This is a genomic window from Salmonella sp. WC3 (assembly GCF_042932255.1).
Classification (GTDB): Bacteria; Pseudomonadota; Gammaproteobacteria; order Enterobacterales; family Enterobacteriaceae; genus Salmonella; species Salmonella enterica.
Window position 1 is genome coordinate 569418 of record NZ_CP170629.1, and the last position, 16833, is coordinate 586250.

Annotated in this window: 14 protein-coding genes; 8 read left to right on the forward strand and 6 right to left on the reverse strand. The window is 50.9% G+C overall.

What is annotated here, in order from left to right; all coding sequences use genetic code 11:
* The first annotated feature begins 15 nt into the window (after window positions 1-15).
* The gene (gene siiF, locus ACFK9X_RS02660; protein WP_151115452.1) at window positions 16-2082 is read left to right on the forward strand and encodes an SPI-4 type I secretion system protein SiiF; all 2067 of its coding nucleotides are present in this window, start codon (window positions 16-18) and stop codon (window positions 2080-2082) included.
* A gap of 277 nt (window positions 2083-2359) precedes the next feature.
* Here siiF and ACFK9X_RS02665 read toward each other — a convergent pair whose 3' ends face one another.
* Window positions 2360-2641 (reverse strand): YjcB family protein, encoded by a 282-nt coding sequence (locus tag ACFK9X_RS02665; protein ID WP_000719058.1) that lies wholly within the window; start codon window positions 2639-2641, stop codon window positions 2360-2362.
* A gap of 560 nt (window positions 2642-3201) precedes the next feature.
* On the opposite strand from ACFK9X_RS02665, the gene ACFK9X_RS02670 reads away from it, so the two are divergent.
* Window positions 3202-4803: an EAL domain-containing protein gene (locus ACFK9X_RS02670; RefSeq protein ID WP_000083650.1), complete on the forward strand. Its 1602-nt coding sequence runs from the start codon at window positions 3202-3204 to the stop codon at window positions 4801-4803.
* Here ACFK9X_RS02670 and soxS read toward each other — a convergent pair.
* Window positions 4791-5114, reverse strand: a complete 324-nt coding sequence (soxS, locus tag ACFK9X_RS02675) for a superoxide response transcriptional regulator SoxS (RefSeq protein ID WP_000019483.1) — start codon at window positions 5112-5114, stop codon at window positions 4791-4793. The genes ACFK9X_RS02670 and soxS overlap by 13 nt on opposite strands.
* A gap of 86 nt (window positions 5115-5200) precedes the next feature.
* Here soxS and soxR point away from each other — a divergent pair, with 86 nt between their 5' ends.
* The 4 genes from soxR to ACFK9X_RS02695 all read left to right on the forward strand — a co-directional run bounded on the left by soxR (window position 5201) and on the right by ACFK9X_RS02695 (window position 10112).
* The gene (gene soxR, locus ACFK9X_RS02680) at window positions 5201-5659 is read left to right on the forward strand and encodes a redox-sensitive transcriptional activator SoxR (protein WP_000412686.1); all 459 of its coding nucleotides are present in this window, start codon (window positions 5201-5203) and stop codon (window positions 5657-5659) included.
* Window positions 5660-5951: 292 nt separating this feature from the next.
* Window positions 5952-6620 (forward strand): glutathione S-transferase family protein, encoded by a 669-nt coding sequence (locus ACFK9X_RS02685; RefSeq protein ID WP_000958575.1) that lies wholly within the window; start codon window positions 5952-5954, stop codon window positions 6618-6620.
* A 346-nt stretch (window positions 6621-6966) separates the two neighbouring features.
* Window positions 6967-8316, forward strand: a complete 1350-nt coding sequence (gene ghxP, locus ACFK9X_RS02690) for a guanine/hypoxanthine transporter GhxP (protein WP_000106901.1) — start codon at window positions 6967-6969, stop codon at window positions 8314-8316.
* Between the two features lie 149 nt (window positions 8317-8465).
* Window positions 8466-10112, forward strand: a complete 1647-nt coding sequence (locus ACFK9X_RS02695; RefSeq protein ID WP_151115454.1) for a Na+/H+ antiporter — start codon at window positions 8466-8468, stop codon at window positions 10110-10112.
* Between the two features lie 94 nt (window positions 10113-10206).
* On the opposite strand, the gene ACFK9X_RS02700 is transcribed toward ACFK9X_RS02695, so the two are convergent.
* On the reverse strand, window positions 10207-11094 hold the full coding sequence (locus tag ACFK9X_RS02700; protein ID WP_000354962.1) for a LysR family transcriptional regulator: 888 nt from the start codon (window positions 11092-11094) through the stop codon (window positions 10207-10209).
* Window positions 11095-11197: 103 nt separating this feature from the next.
* Between ACFK9X_RS02700 and ACFK9X_RS02705 the strand changes: the two genes are divergently transcribed.
* Together ACFK9X_RS02705 and ACFK9X_RS02710 are read left to right on the forward strand one after the other, a co-directional pair.
* Entirely contained in the window at window positions 11198-11608 is a 411-nt protein-coding gene (locus ACFK9X_RS02705; RefSeq protein WP_000257347.1) for a CidA/LrgA family protein, read from the forward strand.
* A complete protein-coding gene (locus ACFK9X_RS02710; protein ID WP_001067096.1) occupies window positions 11601-12290 on the forward strand; it encodes an LrgB family protein in 690 nt (229 codons plus the stop codon). The genes ACFK9X_RS02705 and ACFK9X_RS02710 overlap by 8 nt, the downstream gene beginning before the upstream one ends.
* A 38-nt stretch (window positions 12291-12328) precedes the next feature.
* Here ACFK9X_RS02710 and actP read toward each other — a convergent pair whose 3' ends face one another.
* The 3 genes from actP to acs form a co-directional block, all read right to left on the reverse strand.
* Window positions 12329-13978, reverse strand: coding sequence for a cation/acetate symporter ActP (gene actP, locus ACFK9X_RS02715; protein WP_000832536.1), 1650 nt, complete (start codon window positions 13976-13978; stop codon window positions 12329-12331).
* On the reverse strand, window positions 13975-14289 hold the full coding sequence (locus tag ACFK9X_RS02720) for a DUF485 domain-containing protein (protein ID WP_000999620.1): 315 nt from the start codon (window positions 14287-14289) through the stop codon (window positions 13975-13977). Before ACFK9X_RS02720 ends, actP begins: the two co-directional genes overlap by 4 nt.
* Window positions 14290-14534: 245 nt before the next feature.
* Window positions 14535-16493 (reverse strand): acetate--CoA ligase, encoded by a 1959-nt coding sequence (gene acs / locus ACFK9X_RS02725; RefSeq protein ID WP_021001033.1) that lies wholly within the window; start codon window positions 16491-16493, stop codon window positions 14535-14537.
* Window positions 16494-16833: the final 340 nt, after the last annotated feature.

The following is a 16833-nucleotide window of genomic DNA, read 5'->3' on the forward strand; positions in this document are numbered from 1 at the left end:
TGAGGGGGTTTACTTATGGATAAAAAACTAGAACCTTATTATTTAAGTGCGGAAACGGCATTATCTATAGTGTCTAAAAAAGTCAACATAAAAATTGATATCAAAGAGGATGATATAAATTTAAGATTTAAAAAGTACGACAGAAATAACACTGATGACTCTATACAAATGAAGAATTTCTTTTTGTCGTTAGGGCTTTCTCTACAGGATATATTATTTAATAATGGTGAGGATTTACTAAATGAGCCTATGCCGATTTTACTATTAACACCAGAAATGAAGTGGATGGTGTGTGTGAGCGGCGGGCAAAAAATAAAGTTGGTAAACGCGCGCGGTGAACTCTGTTATGTTGAAATTGAAGATGAATATTTAAAAGAGTTATCTGCATTTAGTATACTACCTTTAAATAAAGTTGTTGATAGTATAAGAGTAAAAAATATCATAAAAAACTCTTTATCGATGAACAAGATTTTTTATACTAAATACTTTTTTTCATCTCTTTTTATGGCAATTTTTGCGTTAACTATCCCAGTATTTAGTAATCTATTCTATGATAAGCTTGTTCCAAGCGCTTCGGTTTCATCTTTATTTGGCGTGGCTATAATTGTTGCTGTATTTATTGTTTTTGAGTTTATCCTTCGTACTTCGAAAGATATTTATCAGTCTATCACAGCAAGGCAGGATGACGTCGATATTGATATCGCATTTCTTGAAGCGGTACTTTATAGTAAAAAGAAAAATGGCAGATCCATGTCATCAGCATTTGTGCTATGGAATGAGTTTCAGAAAATTAAACCCGTTTTATTAAACTCGATCTTTCAACGTATAGCCGATATTCCAATATTTATTATATTTCTCATTGTTATATATGTAAATTTAGGTCTGGTCGTTATTGTACCTATTACCATGTTTATCGTCTCTATTATTATTTCCCTCGTTAACCACCATTATACTAATGAGTTAATGAACAAACAAAAAGAAGGACAGAAGAACAGGAATATTTTTATCTCAGAAGTTTTCTTATCTATTAAAATGATCCATACCTTAAATAATCAAGGTTTACTTTTTGATTGGGTTAATACATCAAATGAACAGTCGTATCTTAACCTGAAGATAAGGAAATTAAATCTTATCTATCAATCTATATTGGGGAGTATGTCATCTATTACCCAAATAACTATTATGGTAATAGCCTTTTTTATGGTAATCAAGGGTGATGTTACTACTGGCGCAATTGTTTCATCTGTCATTGTCTCTGGTCGTATTTCCGGGATCATTTCGAATTTTTCTTCTACATTAATCTCTATTTTATCAGCAGAAAAAACCGGTAAGGATCTGCTTTCTTTTTTTGATGAAGATCAGGCAGAAAAAACACCGGCATTACAGTCAATATCAAAGTGCAATGGCGATATTTCTATTCGGGGTGTGAGTTATCAGTATGATGCTCAATCTCCGATGATTATTAACCGACTGTCTATAGACATACCTGCGGGGCAACGTGTCGCGGTGGTAGGCGAATGCGGAGCAGGAAAAAGCTCATTACTGGGAATGCTATCTGGCTACCTTTCGCCAACAGACGGTGCCATTTTATATGATGGATATAACTTAGGACATTTATCGCAGAACTTTTTTTCTCAGCATTTAAGCGTGGTGACGACACATGATGTTTTATTCACCGGAACCATTGAAAGTAATTTCGCGTTAAAACCGCAAAACGACAGGGGCCGGGTACTCAAGGCGCTTCAGCTGGCGAACTGTGGTTTTATCTTGCAACATCCTATGGGGCTGAAGTTTCCGGTGAATTTTATGGCTAAAAACCTGTCATCCGGACAGCAGCAGCAGTTATTATTAGCACGTAGTCTGAGTAGTGACGCCAGCGTCTTTTTATGGGATGAACCAACATCAAATCTGGATGAGAATACCGAGAAGCAAATTTTTGATAACTTAGATGAGTTTATTCATGGGAAAACGTTGATCATGGTGACGCATCGTCGATATCTGATAAAGTATTTTGACCGGGTTCTGGTAATGAAAGGTGGAAAAATAATCCGTGATTGTTCTCCGGATAAATTATTAATGTAAAATAAGCAGCGCTTGTCGCTGTTATCAGGTGGTACTGCTTAATAAAAAAGACCCGTTGCACAAACGGGTCTTTTTTGTCATTTAACGAGTCGGCAATGTCTTCAATAAGTTTAGCTCGATTCTGTTAGGGCTATTCCACTTGCCATTTTTGGATAACCACACCTGGCGGCCCTCATCAACGGCAATGCGAGGGACGTGATGGTTCGCAAGGCTACCCCTGGCGCGCGATTCCGCGTTGAGATAACCGGTGGGCGGCTTCAGCGGCAGCGATAGCGTATCAGGTCAGCACCATCGGCCATTCTGGCGGGGTCTGGCTCATCGTTTCGACCATCACGGCTTCAATGTTATGCCAGATCGCAGCGAGATCCATCATGGTAATACCGAGTAAGCCGGTGGCAAACCAGCAGGCGGATACCACGCCCAGACCGCTACTGATCACCGCCAGACCAATATAATCTGATTTACGGAAACGGATATTGAGCGTGCTGGCTAAAAACATGAGCACGGCGCTCAGCAGTTGCCAGCGGAGAAGAACGACACCAGTGGTTATGGCAGCCATGAAATATTTCCTCTGAATAGACCTTTGTCCAGGACAGCACGGCGTTGTTCCCGGGAAACGTGGGACATTCTGGCTATCAACGGACGTCACATCAACATCGAATGAAACATTGTTTCTGTTTCATTTTTTTTGTGAACTATATCACAAAAATAGGCTTATTCGCCAGATCGGCAATGTATTTTTTGTGCGTTTTATAACCGTATTTTTTGTGTGACTTCTGCGCGTCCGTAGAGAAACTGCCGGAAAGCAAAGATGTATTATTACTACTCTTTTATTTTTTTCGTGAAATTCAGACCTGATAAAATATCAAGTTATTTATCAAAAGAAAGGAGTAAAGATGTATACCCCATCGTTTACTTAGGTATAAATCTGATATTATCAAAAATATTTAGCGTCCTGCCTGGTATGCGAAAGAGATTGCGCGTAGTTATTAATGGTAAATGTTGATCGGTAAAAGTCTGTTGCTAATATTGATAAATTCATGCACCGTAAACCTCCGTTTGGTTCACGTCTTATTTTGCCAACAATAGTCACAAATAATGCAGGGAAATAGGCTGAAAATGAGTCAAAGCACACGACGCAAGGTGTTGAGATTTCTCGGAACGATCATTGTGGTGTTACTTCCTGTATTGCTGGCGATCTGGTTTGCTCATATCCGGGCAGTCTCTGAAACCAGAAATCAGTTACATTCATTTGCGCAGTTGGTATTAGATAAAACGGAGCGGGTTATCCTGCAAGCAGATTTAGCCCGCGATGCCGCTGAACAATATCAGGGGCAAGCCTGTACGCCAGCCCATCAACAGCGAATGCTGAATATTATCCGCGGTCGTTTGTACATTAATGAGTTGATTTATGCTAAGGGCCAGCGTTTTCTATGCTCTACGGTTATGACGCCAACAAGTCCTTATTTTATTCCCCGCGCTGACTATAAACGAAAGCCTGACATCGCTATTTATTACTATCGTGATACGCCTTTTTTCAACGGTTATAAAATGACATATATGCAGCGGGGAAACTATGTCGCGGTTATCAATCCCTTATCTTATAGCGAGGTGATGTCAGACGATCCGGCGTTGGCCTGGGGAATGTATGATACGGTGACCAACACCTTTTTCTCCCTGAGTGAACAGGCGCAGGCTGATCAGCTATTACCTTTGGTACGACGGAGTGAACCTGTGTTCCAACAGGGTGAACGTTTTTATACTCTGGTTAAATCAGCAAAACGACCGGTTGCCGCGATTGTGTCAACCTCAAAGCAACGCTTTTACCAGAACCTCTTTCATCAGCTTACGTTAACGCTACCGTTAGGGATCATCTGTAGCATTATCATCTTATTTATGTGGTCACGATCCCGGCAGGCATATTACTCACCGCGTCGATTGCTGCAACGGGCCATTACCAGGCACCAGCTTTGCCTTCATTATCAGCCGATCATTGATATCCGAAACGGGACATGTGTAGGTGCCGAAGCGCTATTGCGTTGGCCGGGCTATCACGGTCCGGTGATGAGCCCGTGCGAATTTATTCCGCTGGCGGAAAAAGAGGGGATGATTGAGCAGATCACCGATTATGTCGTCGAAGAGGTATTTAATGATTTAGGTGGTTTTCTGGCCGCGCACCCGCATCTTTATGTCTCTATCAATCTCTCTGCCGCCGATTTTCTCTCTTCCCGACTAATTGTGATGATTCATGAAAAAACGCGTCAGCATTCAGTGCTTGCGCAACAGATAAAGGTTGAAGTGACTGAGCGCGGATTTATTGATGTGCCTAAAATGACGCCGATTATTCAGGCGTTTCGCCAGGCGGGATACGAGGTGGCAATTGATGACTTTGGTACCGGCTATTCGAACTTGCATAACCTGTACTCATTAAATGTCGACCTTTTAAAAATTGATAAATCTTTTGTCGACACGCTAACCACTAATAGCGCCAGCCATTTGATTGTGGAACATATTATTGAAATGGCGCAAAGTTTGCGGCTAAAAATCATTGCGGAGGGGGTTGAAACGGCTGAACAGGTTAGCTGGTTGCTAAAACGCGGCGTTCAGTATTGTCAGGGATGGCACTTTGCGAAGGCGTTACCACCGCAGGAATTCATCGCCTGGCTACAACAAACGCCCGCGCCTCTGACGATACGCGGGCAGACGCCCTACAGGCGGTGACGGTAATCGCTGGGAGTGCGATCGAACTCGCGGCGGAATACACGCGAGAAGGTTTGCTGCGATACATAGCCCAGGTCCATCGCGATATCAAAAATCGGGCGCTCGGTCGTTCGTAGCTCAACGGCCGCCAACAGGAGACGGCGCTGGCGAATATACTCGCCTAATGTTTGATGCGTTACCGTACGAAACATCCGCTGCAAATACCACTTGGAGTAGCCCGATTTTTTTGCCACCACATCAATGTTTAGCGGTTGGTCGATATGTTCATCAATCCATTCGATAAGGGTCTGAATTATCTGCTGATGAGACATATTGTTGCCTCTTAAACAGTATTCGATTCGTCGTTTTGTCTGCGGGCGAGTATAATTCCTCAAGTTAACTTGAGGTAAAGCGATTTATGGAAAAAAAATCTCCCCGTTTAAAAGCCTTACTGACGCCGGGGGAAGTTGCGAAACGTAGCGGTGTTGCTGTGTCCGCCCTGCACTTCTATGAAAGCAAAGGGCTAATTACCAGTATCCGTAATAGCGGTAACCAACGGCGATACAAGCGTGACGTGTTGCGTTATGTCGCGATTATCAAGATCGCCCAGCGTATCGGCATCCCGCTGGCAACTATCGGCGACGCGTTTGGTATCTTGCCGGAAGGACATACGTTAAGCGCGAAAGAGTGGAAGCAGCTCTCCTCGCAGTGGCGCGAAGAGTTAGACCGACGTATTCATACGCTGGTGGCGTTGCGCGATGAGCTGGACGGTTGTATCGGCTGCGGCTGTTTATCGCGTAGCGACTGTCCGCTGCGAAATCCAGGCGACAGGCTTGGCGAACACGGGACGGGCGCCCGGCTGCTTGAAGATGATTAACATGCACTCGGCCATCGGGCTGAGTTCACCTAAAACTAAAGCGCCGCTAAGGGCGCTTTAGTTTGTTTCCGGTCTTTGTCTTTCGCTCTATCCCGCTGATTACAGGAGGGTTTCCCCCGACGTCAACACCCCTCATATCGAGCACGTGGTGGAGGTTCCGGTTTGTGTTGATACTGTAAGTGTAAGCGACGACGCCCTGTTCGCCAGCGAAATGCTGATTTTTTAGCCGAAATTTTTACGGCAACTGCCATAATTTTCTATAGTTAGTTGGCATACCTTACAGGAGACAGCCATGCTGACGGTGCACCATTTAAATCAGTCTCGTTCGCAGCGCATCCTCTGGGCGCTGGAAGAGCTGGCGTTGCCTTACCAGATTGTGCGTTACCAGCGTGAAAAGACCATGCTGGCGCCGCCGGCATTGAAAAAAGTGCATCCGCTGGGCAAGTCTCCGGTTATCGAAGATCACGGTATGGTTATTGCGGAATCGGGCGCCATCCTGGAATATTTGCAGGACACTTACGACAGTATCGGACGCTTTAAACCTGCGGATGCGCAGGGGAAACAACACTATCGATTCTGGCTACATTACGCTGAAGGTTCGCTCATGCCCTTGCTATTGATGAGACTGCTCTTTACCTCTCTGGGTAAACCGCCGGTCCCATTGGGCCTGCGAACGTTGGGCGGCGTTATCGGTAAGGGCGCGCAAAAAGCGTACCTCAATCCGCAACTGGAAACCCATGCGCGCTTTATTGACGGGCATCTGGCAAATCACCCCTGGTTTGCCGGAGAGCAGTTAAGTATGGCGGATATCCAGATGAGCTTCCCGCTATTTGCGCTGCTTGCCCGAGGCGGAATCGCTCATCTCGACCATATCAACGCATGGAAAGCGCGGGTAGAAATGCGTCCAGCCTGGCAGCGAGCGATTCAGCAGGGCGGTCCGTTTACCATTCCCGGCGGATAATGGCGTTTTTGTGAGCAGATTGCGCAACGTATTTGCTAACAGCGATGCGAAAAATTGTTGCTGGATTGCGCAGGGACGATAACGTTTGCGCATCGTCTGGCGATTTATTGAGCATATTAAGCAGAAAAGCATAAAAAGCGGCAAAGTTCAGTTGAAAAAGCGTTGATGATCGCTGGATAATCGTTTGCTTTTTTTTGCCACCCGTTTTGTATACGTGGAGCTAAACGTTTGCTTTTTTGCGGCGCCCCGGTTGTCGTAAATGTAGCACAAGGAGATAACGTTGCGCTGTTAGTGGATTACCTCCCACGTATACCGACGAATAATAAATTCTCAGGGGATGTTTTCTATGTCTACGCCTTCAGCGCGTACCGGCGGTTCACTCGACGCCTGGTTTAAAATTTCACAACGCGGGAGCACCGTTCGCCAGGAAGTCGTTGCTGGCTTAACCACGTTTCTTGCGATGGTTTACTCCGTCATCGTGGTGCCAGGGATGCTGGGTAAAGCCGGGTTCCCGCCTGCTGCCGTCTTTGTAGCGACCTGCCTGGTCGCAGGCGTCGGCTCTATCGTTATGGGGCTTTGGGCGAATCTGCCGCTGGCTATCGGTTGCGCTATCTCGTTGACGGCGTTTACCGCGTTTAGCCTGGTCCTGGGGCAGCATATTAGCGTCCCGGTCGCGCTTGGCGCCGTATTCCTGATGGGCGTACTGTTTACCATTATCTCCGCCACCGGCATTCGTAGCTGGATTTTGCGTAACTTGCCACAGGGCGTGGCCCACGGAACCGGTATCGGTATTGGCCTGTTTTTGTTGCTGATTGCCGCCAACGGCGTCGGCCTGGTCATTAAAAACCCGCTGGATGGCCTGCCGGTCGCGCTGGGCGATTTCGACACCTTCCCGGTGATTATGTCGCTTGTAGGGCTGGCTGTTATTCTCGGTCTGGAAAAGCTGAAAGTCCCCGGCGGCATTCTGTTGACCATTATTGGCATTTCTATTGTGGGTTTGCTCTTCGATCCTAACGTCCATTTTTCCGGCATTTTCGCCATGCCTTCGTTGAGCGATGAAAACGGCAACTCACTGATCGGCAGCCTGGATATTATGGGCGCGTTAAACCCTGTCGTTCTGCCAAGCGTACTGGCGCTGGTGATGACGGCGGTGTTTGATGCGACCGGCACGATCCGTGCGGTCGCAGGGCAGGCTAATCTGCTGGACAAAGACGGACAAATTATCGATGGCGGCAAAGCGCTAACCACCGACTCCCTGAGTAGCGTTTTCTCCGGCCTGGTCGGGGCGGCGCCAGCCGCGGTGTATATCGAGTCTGCGGCCGGTACGGCGGCGGGCGGTAAAACGGGCCTGACGGCGATTACCGTGGGCGTGCTATTTTTGCTGATCCTGTTTCTTTCGCCGCTCTCTTATCTCGTTCCCGTCTACGCAACTGCCCCGGCGCTCATGTATGTCGGTCTGCTGATGCTGAGTAACGTGGCGAAAATCGATTTTGCTGATTTCGTCGATGCGATGGCGGGGCTGGTAACGGCCGTATTTATTGTACTGACCTGTAACATCGTCACCGGGATTATGATTGGCTTTGCCACGCTGGTCGTCGGGCGTCTGGTTTCCGGTGAATGGCGTAAGCTGAATATCGGAACTGTCGTCATTGCGGTCGCGCTGGTCGCTTTTTATGCCGGCGGCTGGGCTATCTAGTTCTGCCTTCATTCTGAAAAACGGGCGGCGTTGATCGCCCGTTTTCATTTTCAGGACACATCACGTTACCTTTTGCGTTAATCTGAAGAAGGTGAAACCGAGGCATGATGCCTCTCTCCATCATAAAAAACATCGCAAACAGGGAACGCATGGAAATTTTCTTCACAATACTCATCATGACCCTTGTGGTCTCGCTGTCGGGGGTATTTACGCGTGTATTACCCTTCCAGCTTCCTTTACCCCTTATGCAGATCGCCATTGGCGCGCTGTTGGCGTGGCCGACGTTTGGTTTGCATGTGGAATTCGACCCGGAACTCTTCCTGGTGCTGTTTATTCCGCCGCTGCTGTTTGCGGATGGCTGGAAAACGCCGACCCGTGAATTTCTTGAGCATGGACGAGAGATTTTCGGGCTGGCGCTGGCGCTGGTCCTGGTAACGGTCGTGGGAATCGGCTTCCTGATTTATTGGCTGGTGCCCGGCATTCCGCTGATCCCCGCCTTTGCGCTGGCCGCCGTGCTGTCGCCGACCGATGCGGTAGCGCTCTCCGGAATTGTGGGCGAGGGGCGTATCCCAAAAAAAATCATGGGCATTCTGCAGGGAGAGGCGTTAATGAACGACGCCTCCGGTCTGGTATCGCTGAAATTCGCCGTCGCGGTGGCGATGGGGACGATGGTCTTTACCGTCGGCGGCGCGACGCTGGAATTTTTTAAGGTCGCTATCGGCGGTATTCTGGCGGGTTTTGTGGTCAGTTGGCTGTATGGCCGCTCGCTGCGTTTTTTGAGCCGCTGGGGCGGCGATGAACCCGCGACGCAGATCGTCCTGTTGTTTCTGCTGCCCTTCGCGTCTTACCTGATTGCCGAACATATTGGCGTCTCAGGCATCCTGGCCGCGGTTGCCGCCGGGATGACCATCACCCGTTCTGGCGTAATGCGCCGCGCGCCGCTGGCAATGCGTTTGCGCGCGAACAGTACCTGGGCGATGCTGGAATTTGTCTTTAACGGTATGGTCTTTCTGCTGTTGGGACTGCAACTGCCGGGGATTCTGGAATCTTCGCTGGCGGCGGCGGAAGCTGACCCGAATGTCGAAACCTGGATGCTCTTTACCGATATCGTGCTGATTTATGCGGCATTGATGCTGGTTCGCTTCGGCTGGCTGTGGACCATGAAAAAGTTCAGCCTGCGCTTTTTGAAGAAGAAACCGATGGAGTTCGCCAGCTGGACGTCGCGTGAAATTCTGATTGCCTCCTTCGCTGGCGTTCGTGGGGCGATCACCCTAGCTGGTGTGCTCTCTATACCGTTACTTTTGCCGGATGGCAGCGGATTTCCGGCGCGTTATGAACTGGTATTCCTGGCGGCTGGCGTCATTCTGTTCTCGTTATTTGTCGGCGTGATCATGCTGCCGCTGCTGTTGCAACATCTGGAAGTCGCCGATCATGCGCAACAGTTGAAAGAGGAGCGTATCGCCCGCGCGGCGACGGCGGAAGTAGCGATTGTCGCCATTCAGAAAATGGAAGAGCGTCTGGCGGCGGATACCGAAGAAAACATCGATAATCAGTTGCTTACTGAAGTAAGCTCACGTGTCATTGGTAACTTGCGTCGCCGTGCCGATGGGCGACACGATGTCGAAAGCTCCATACAGGAAGAAAACCTGGAGCGACGTTTCCGTCTGGCGGCGCTGCGTTCCGAACGCGCCGAGTTGTATCATCTGCGCGCCACGCGAGAAATCAGCAATGAAACATTGCAAAAGCTGCTGCACGACCTGGATTTGATGGAAGCGCTACTGATAGAAAATCAGTAGTCCTTGTGGCCCGGTGGCGCCATGCTTACCGGGCCTACAAGTAGGCCGGATAAGGTGCTTGCGCCGCCATCCGGCAAGGGTCTTAACCCATGGCTTACGGTTGTTTCAGCCAAAACCCTTCGCAACAGGTTAACCATGCCCGGGCGCTGTGCGACAGATACACGCCCTCTCGCCAAATCATGCCCAACTGCCAGCGGAGATCGCTTTCCAGCGGTAGCCAGCGCAGCGTGGCCTTATCCAGACGCTGACAAATCGGCTCTGGCAAAATGGCGATGCCGACGCCCGCTTGCACCATGGCGGCGAGAAAATCCCATTGCCCGCTGCGCACGGCAATCCGTGGTTTTACGTCATGCTGGCTAAATAAGGTCATCAACTGGCGGCTCAGGGCAAAGTCTTCGTTATAGATAAGAAGAGGATGCTCCGCCAGAGCTTCAGGCGCGATGGAGTCGCAGGTTGTCCACTGACCGGAACGGGGAACCAGCACGCACAGCGGATGACTGAACAGCGATAACGTCGTCAGCCCGCTCGCTTCTTCCACCGGGAGCGCGGTCATCGCAACATCCAGCTCGCCATTCATTACCGCCTGCTGTACCGTCAGGCCGCCAAACTCCGAAATTTTGAGTTCAACGCCAGGATAGCGTTGTCGAAACAAACTGATTGGCCCGGCCATCAACATACCGACCATCGGGGGAATACCCAGCCGCAGCACGCCCTTATTGAGATGGTTAATATCGCTCAACTCGGCCTCTAACTGGCGAAACTCAGCGAGGATCGCCAGACCGCGTTCAAACACCACGCGTCCGGTATCGGTCAGCAATAACTTACGTCCGTCGCGGATCAGTAGCGTACAGTTAAGCTCATCTTCAAGATTTTTCAGCATCTTGCTAATGGTGGGCTGGGTGACAAATAACTTCTCCGCTGCGCGGGTGAAACTTTGCTGGCGCACGACCTCGACAAAATAACGCAGCGTTCTGATATCCATGATTATTCCTTCCGACTATGCCTGCAATGATTTTAATTCATTTCTGCCCGTGACGGAGGTTCTCTATACTGGCGCTCCGTATTATTTTTCAGGACATTCCCTCATGGCTGTGGCGATAAGCCGCGTTACGCCTGCCGTTGTGCAACGACTCCAGGTACCGGTTCAGGTACTGCTCTATGCAGGTTTATTCATTTTTTCCCAATATCTTGTCTCCTGGCTGCACCTGCCGTTGCCCGCGAATCTGGTCGGCATGGTGCTTATGTTGGCGCTGATCGTTTGCCGGATTATTCCGCTTAGCTGGGTACGCGCAGGCGCACGCTGGCTGCTGGCGGAGATGCTGTTATTCTTTGTTCCCGCCGTCGTGGCGGTAGTGAACTATGCCCATCTGTTACTGGTGGACGGCTGGCGCATTTTCTCGGTGATAGCGATCAGTACCTTAATGGTACTCGGCGCGACGGCGTGGGTGGTGGATAAAGTGTATCGCTATGAGATGAGCAGGCTAAACCGTGAATAACGTTCAGTTAAGCGTACTGTGCCTGGTGATTACGCTGGGAATTTACTTCGCCAATAAGCGTCTGTATCGCCGTTTTCGCAAATTGCCGCTGATGCCATTAGTGTTGACGCCGGCACTGCTGGTGTTAATGCTGGTGTTCGGTCATATCTCCTGGCAAAACTATATTGGCGAATCGCACTGGCTATTGTGGCTGCTCGGCCCGGCGACCATTGCCTTTGCGGTGCCGGTGTACGATAACCTCGCGATTATCAAACGTCACTGGATGTCGCTCACCGCGGGCGTAGTGACGGCGACGGTGGTGGCAGTCACCAGTTCCGTTTGGCTGGCGCGTCTGTTCACGTTATCGGATGAGATTCAGCGTAGTCTGGCGGTACGTTCCGTGACTACGCCGTTTGCGCTGGCGGCGGCAGAACCCCTGGGCGGGCAGCCGGATCTGGTGGCGCTGTTCGTGGTCGTCACTGGCGTGTTTGGCATGGCGGTCGGCGACGCGCTATTTTTGCGTCTCTCTATCCGGGAAGGCATGGCAAAAGGGGCAGGATTCGGCGCGGCGTCACATGGGGCGGGCACGGCGCGTTCCTATGAACTTGGTCAGCAGGAGGGCGTCGTCGCCAGTCTGGTAATGATGCTGTCCGGCGTGGTGATGGTACTGGCTGCCCCGCTGGTGGCGAGGGTGATGTTCTGATTTTCCTCCGACCCACAGGGCCGGAGGAAACGGTAAGATTAATGCGCACGCCCTTGTTGTACGCCGAATCCCGTTTGGGAGCGGATAAACTGAGCGCGGAACTGCTCACGTTCACGGTTGCCTTCTGCCGAGTTATCGGTGGCCGAGAAGAACCAGATCCCCAGGAACGCCACGCTGATAGAGAACAGCGCCGGATACTCATACGGGAAGATCGCTTTTTCGTGGCCGAGGATCTGCACCCAAATAGTAGGGCCAAGAATCATCAGCACCACCGCTGTCAGTAAACCTAACCAGCCGCCCAGCATAGCGCCGCGCGTGGTCAGTTTTGACCAGTACATGGAAAGCAGAATGATGGGGAAGTTGCAGCTCGCGGCGATAGCAAATGCCAGGCCCACCATAAAGGCGATGTTCTGATTTTCAAACAGGACGCCGAGGATAATGGCGATCACGCCCAGCACCAGGACGGTGATTTTCGACACCTTCAGCTCTTCACGTTCGGTTGCGCCTTTGCGGAACACGTTAGCGTACAAGTCATGCGACACCGCCGATGCGCCCGCCAGCGTCAGACCGGCGACCACCGCCAGAATGGTGGCAAACGCCACTGCCGAAATAAAGCCGAGGAACAGGTTGCCGCCTACCGCGTTGGCCAGATGCACCGCCGCCATGTTATTGCCGCCAATCAGCGCGCCCGCGGCATCTTTATAGGCTGGATTCGCCCCCACCAGCATGATAGCGCCGAAGCCGATAATAAAGGTCAGAATGTAGAAATAGCCCATAAAACCGGTGGCGTAGAACACGCTCTTGCGCGCTTCGCGGGCATCGCTGACCGTAAAGAAACGCATCAGAATATGCGGCAAACCGGCGGTGCCGAACATCAGTCCCAGACCCAACGACAATGCCGAAATCGGATCTTGCACCAATCCTCCTGGGCTCATAATCGCCGTGCCTTTCGGGTGTACCGCCATGGCTTCGGTAAACAGATTATTGAAGCTAAAGCCGACGTGTTTCATCACCATAAAGGCCATAAAACTGGCGCCAAACAGCAACAGGACGGCTTTGATAATTTGCACCCACGTTGTCGCCAGCATCCCGCCGAACAGCACGTACATCATCATCAGCACGCCGACCAGCACCACAGCGATGTGATAGTTGAGGCCGAACAGCAGTTCAATCAGTTTACCGGCGCCGACCATTTGGGCGATGAGATAAAGCGCCACCACTACCAGGGAGCCACAGGCCGAAAGAATACGGATTGGCCCCTGTTTCAGGCGATAAGAGGCAACGTCAGCAAAAGTATAACGTCCCAGATTACGCAGGCGCTCGGCAATCAAAAACAGGATGATTGGCCAGCCGACAAGGAAGCCCAGCGAATAGATCAGCCCGTCATAACCGGAGGTAAACACCAGCGCGGAAATGCCGAGAAATGACGCGGCAGACATATAGTCGCCGGCAATCGCCAGGCCGTTCTGGAACCCGGTGATATTGCCGCCAGCGGTGTAGTAGTCGCTACGGGAACGTACGCGTTTAGAGGCCCAGTAGGTAATACCGAGCGTAAACACGACGAAAATCAAAAACATGATAATCGCCTGCCAGTTGGTGGGCTGGCGTTCAACCGCGCCGCTAATGGCATCCGCCGCATGAGCGGCGAAGGGGAGTGCGGCGGCGAGCGCCGTCAGAACTCTCTTCATAATGCTTTCACCTCATGCAGTACGGCGTTATTAAGACGATCGAATTCGCCGTTCGCCCGCCAGATATAAATTCCGGTCAACACAAAAGAAATCACAATCACCCCGACGCCAATGGGAATTCCTCGGGTGACGCTGGTTCCCGCATGTAGAGGCGTGCCCAGCCAGCCAGGCGCGAAGGCGATCAGTAAAATAAAGCTGATATAAACCGCCAGCATGATAACCGACAGAATCGTGGCAAACCGTTGCCGTTTTTCAACTAATTCCCTGAAACGCGCACTGTCTTCTATCCGCTGATAAATTTGGTCATTCATCACAGAGCTCTCCAGAGGTCCCCCTGCGTCTTTCGCGCTACAGGCGCGTTGGCCGCACTCGCGCGCCCCAGCCACATAGTGAACTTGAACTATGCTGCTGAGGGTGTGCTCGCTTGCCGCCTTCCTGTAACACGAAATCCTTTGGGGGAGGGTTTTTTATATTTCCCTCTCCCGGTTTGAGAGAGGGCAGGGGTAGGGTCGTAGGCCGGGTAAAACGCGTTCGCGTTGCCATCCGGCATTTATGGTTATGACGGCATCGCGATGGCCTGCTTCTCTTCGAGCAGTTTCTCCACCACGCCAGGATCGGCGAGAGTCGAGGTATCGCCCAGATTGCTGGTATCGCCCGCCGCGATTTTGCGCAAAATGCGGCGCATAATTTTGCCGGAACGGGTTTTTGGCAGTGAGTCGGTCCAGTGCAGCACGTCCGGCGTCGCCAGTGGGCCAATCTCTTTACGTACCCAGTTGCGCACCTCCGCGTACAGTTCTGGCGACGGCTCCTCGCCGTGGTTGAGCGTCACATAAGCGTAAATCGCCTGACCTTTGATAGCGTGTGGAATACCCACCACCGCCGCTTCGGCGATCTTCGGATGCGCCACCAGCGCTGACTCGATTTCCGCCGTACCCAGACGGTGGCCGGAGACGTTTAACACGTCATCCACGCGACCGGTGATCCAGTAATAGCCGTCTTCATCGCGACGCGCGCCGTCGCCGCTGAAATACATATTCTTAAAGGTAGAGAAATAGGTCTGCTCAAAACGTTCATGATCGCCGAACAGAGTGCGCGCCTGGCCCGGCCAGGAATCGGTGATGACCAGATTGCCTTCCGTCGCGCCTTCTTGCGGATGGCCTTCGTTATCCACCAGCGCAGGCTGTACGCCAAAGAAAGGACGGGTGGCGGAACCGGCTTTCAGTTCGATAGCGCCCGGTAGCGGCGTGATCATAAAACCGCCTGTTTCAGTCTGCCACCAGGTGTCGACGACCGGACATTTTTCCTTGCCGATCTTCTTCCAGTACCATTCCCACGCTTCGGGATTGATCGGCTCGCCGACGGAACCCAGAATGCGCAGTGAAGAACGGTCGGTGCCTTCAATGGCTTTATCGCCTTCCGCCATCAGCGCGCGGATGGCCGTCGGGGCGGTATAGAGAATGTTGACCTGGTGTTTGTCGACCACCTGGCACATGCGAGCGGGCGTTGGCCAATTCGGCACGCCTTCAAACATTAAGGTGGTCGCGCCGCAGGCCAGCGGGCCATACAACAGATAGCTGTGCCCCGTCACCCAACCCACATCGGCGGTACACCAGTAAATATCGCCAGGGTGATAATCAAAGACATACTTAAAGGTGGTCGCGGCGTAGACCAGATAGCCGCCGGTGGTGTGCAGCACGCCTTTCGGCTTGCCGGTGGAGCCGGAGGTATAAAGGATAAACAGCGGATCTTCGGCATTCATCGCTTCAGGCTGGTGCTCAGGGCTGGCTTTTTCAATCAAATCGCGCCACCACAGGTCGCGGCCTTCTTGCCAGTCAATGTCGTTGCCGGTGCGCTTCAGGACGATCACATGCTCAACGCTAGTGACATTCGGGTTTTTCAGCGCGTCATCGACATTCTTTTTCAGCGGGATACTGCGTCCGGCACGTACACCTTCGTCAGCGGTGATCACCAGCCGCGAGCTGGAGTCGATAATGCGTCCGGCGACGGCTTCCGGCGAGAAGCCCCCGAAGATCACCGAATGCACCGCGCCGATGCGGGCGCAGGCCAACATTGCCACCGCCGCTTCCGGCACCATCGGCATATAAATCGCTACCACATCGCCTTTTTTAATGCCCAGATCCAGCAGTGTATTCGCGAAACGGCAGACATCGCGATGCAGTTCGCGATAAGAGATATGTTTACTCTGCGACGCGTCATCGCCTTCCCAGATAATGGCGGTGCGATCGCCATTTTCCTGCAAATGGCGGTCAAGACAGTTCGCCGCCAGATTCAGCGTGCCGTCCTCGTACCATTTAATCGACACATTGCCTGGCGCAAAGGAGGTGTTTTTCACTTTTTGGTACGGCGTGATCCAATCGAGAATTTTTCCCTGTTCGCCCCAAAACGTATCGGGGTCGTTAATAGACTGTTTATATTTAGTCTCATACTGCTCTGGATTTATCAGGCAACGATCCGCAATGTTGGCGGGAATGGCGTGTTTATGTGTTTGGCTCATGCTGTTGTTCTCCTTGTAGGATGTTAATAATATGTCGCATAAACGTTAAATGTAGGGTCTTAATAAGTTTTGTTTAGTATTTGGGCGACAGATCACGCAAAAAGGGAACTGTGCAAATAAGCAGCAATCTATTTTTTGATTGTGTCCCGCAAAATTAGATAAATTTTCGGGATAACATGACGTTATATGAAATTTTTAAAAAAAGTGATCCGTGTCCGGAAATCAGAAAAGAGAGGGAGTTTTGTCCAGGTTACTAACTCTAAAGTGGTATTTTACATACACTTACAATTGATTAAAGACAACATTTTAAGTGTGGTTATTTGTTACACATAGAGGAGAT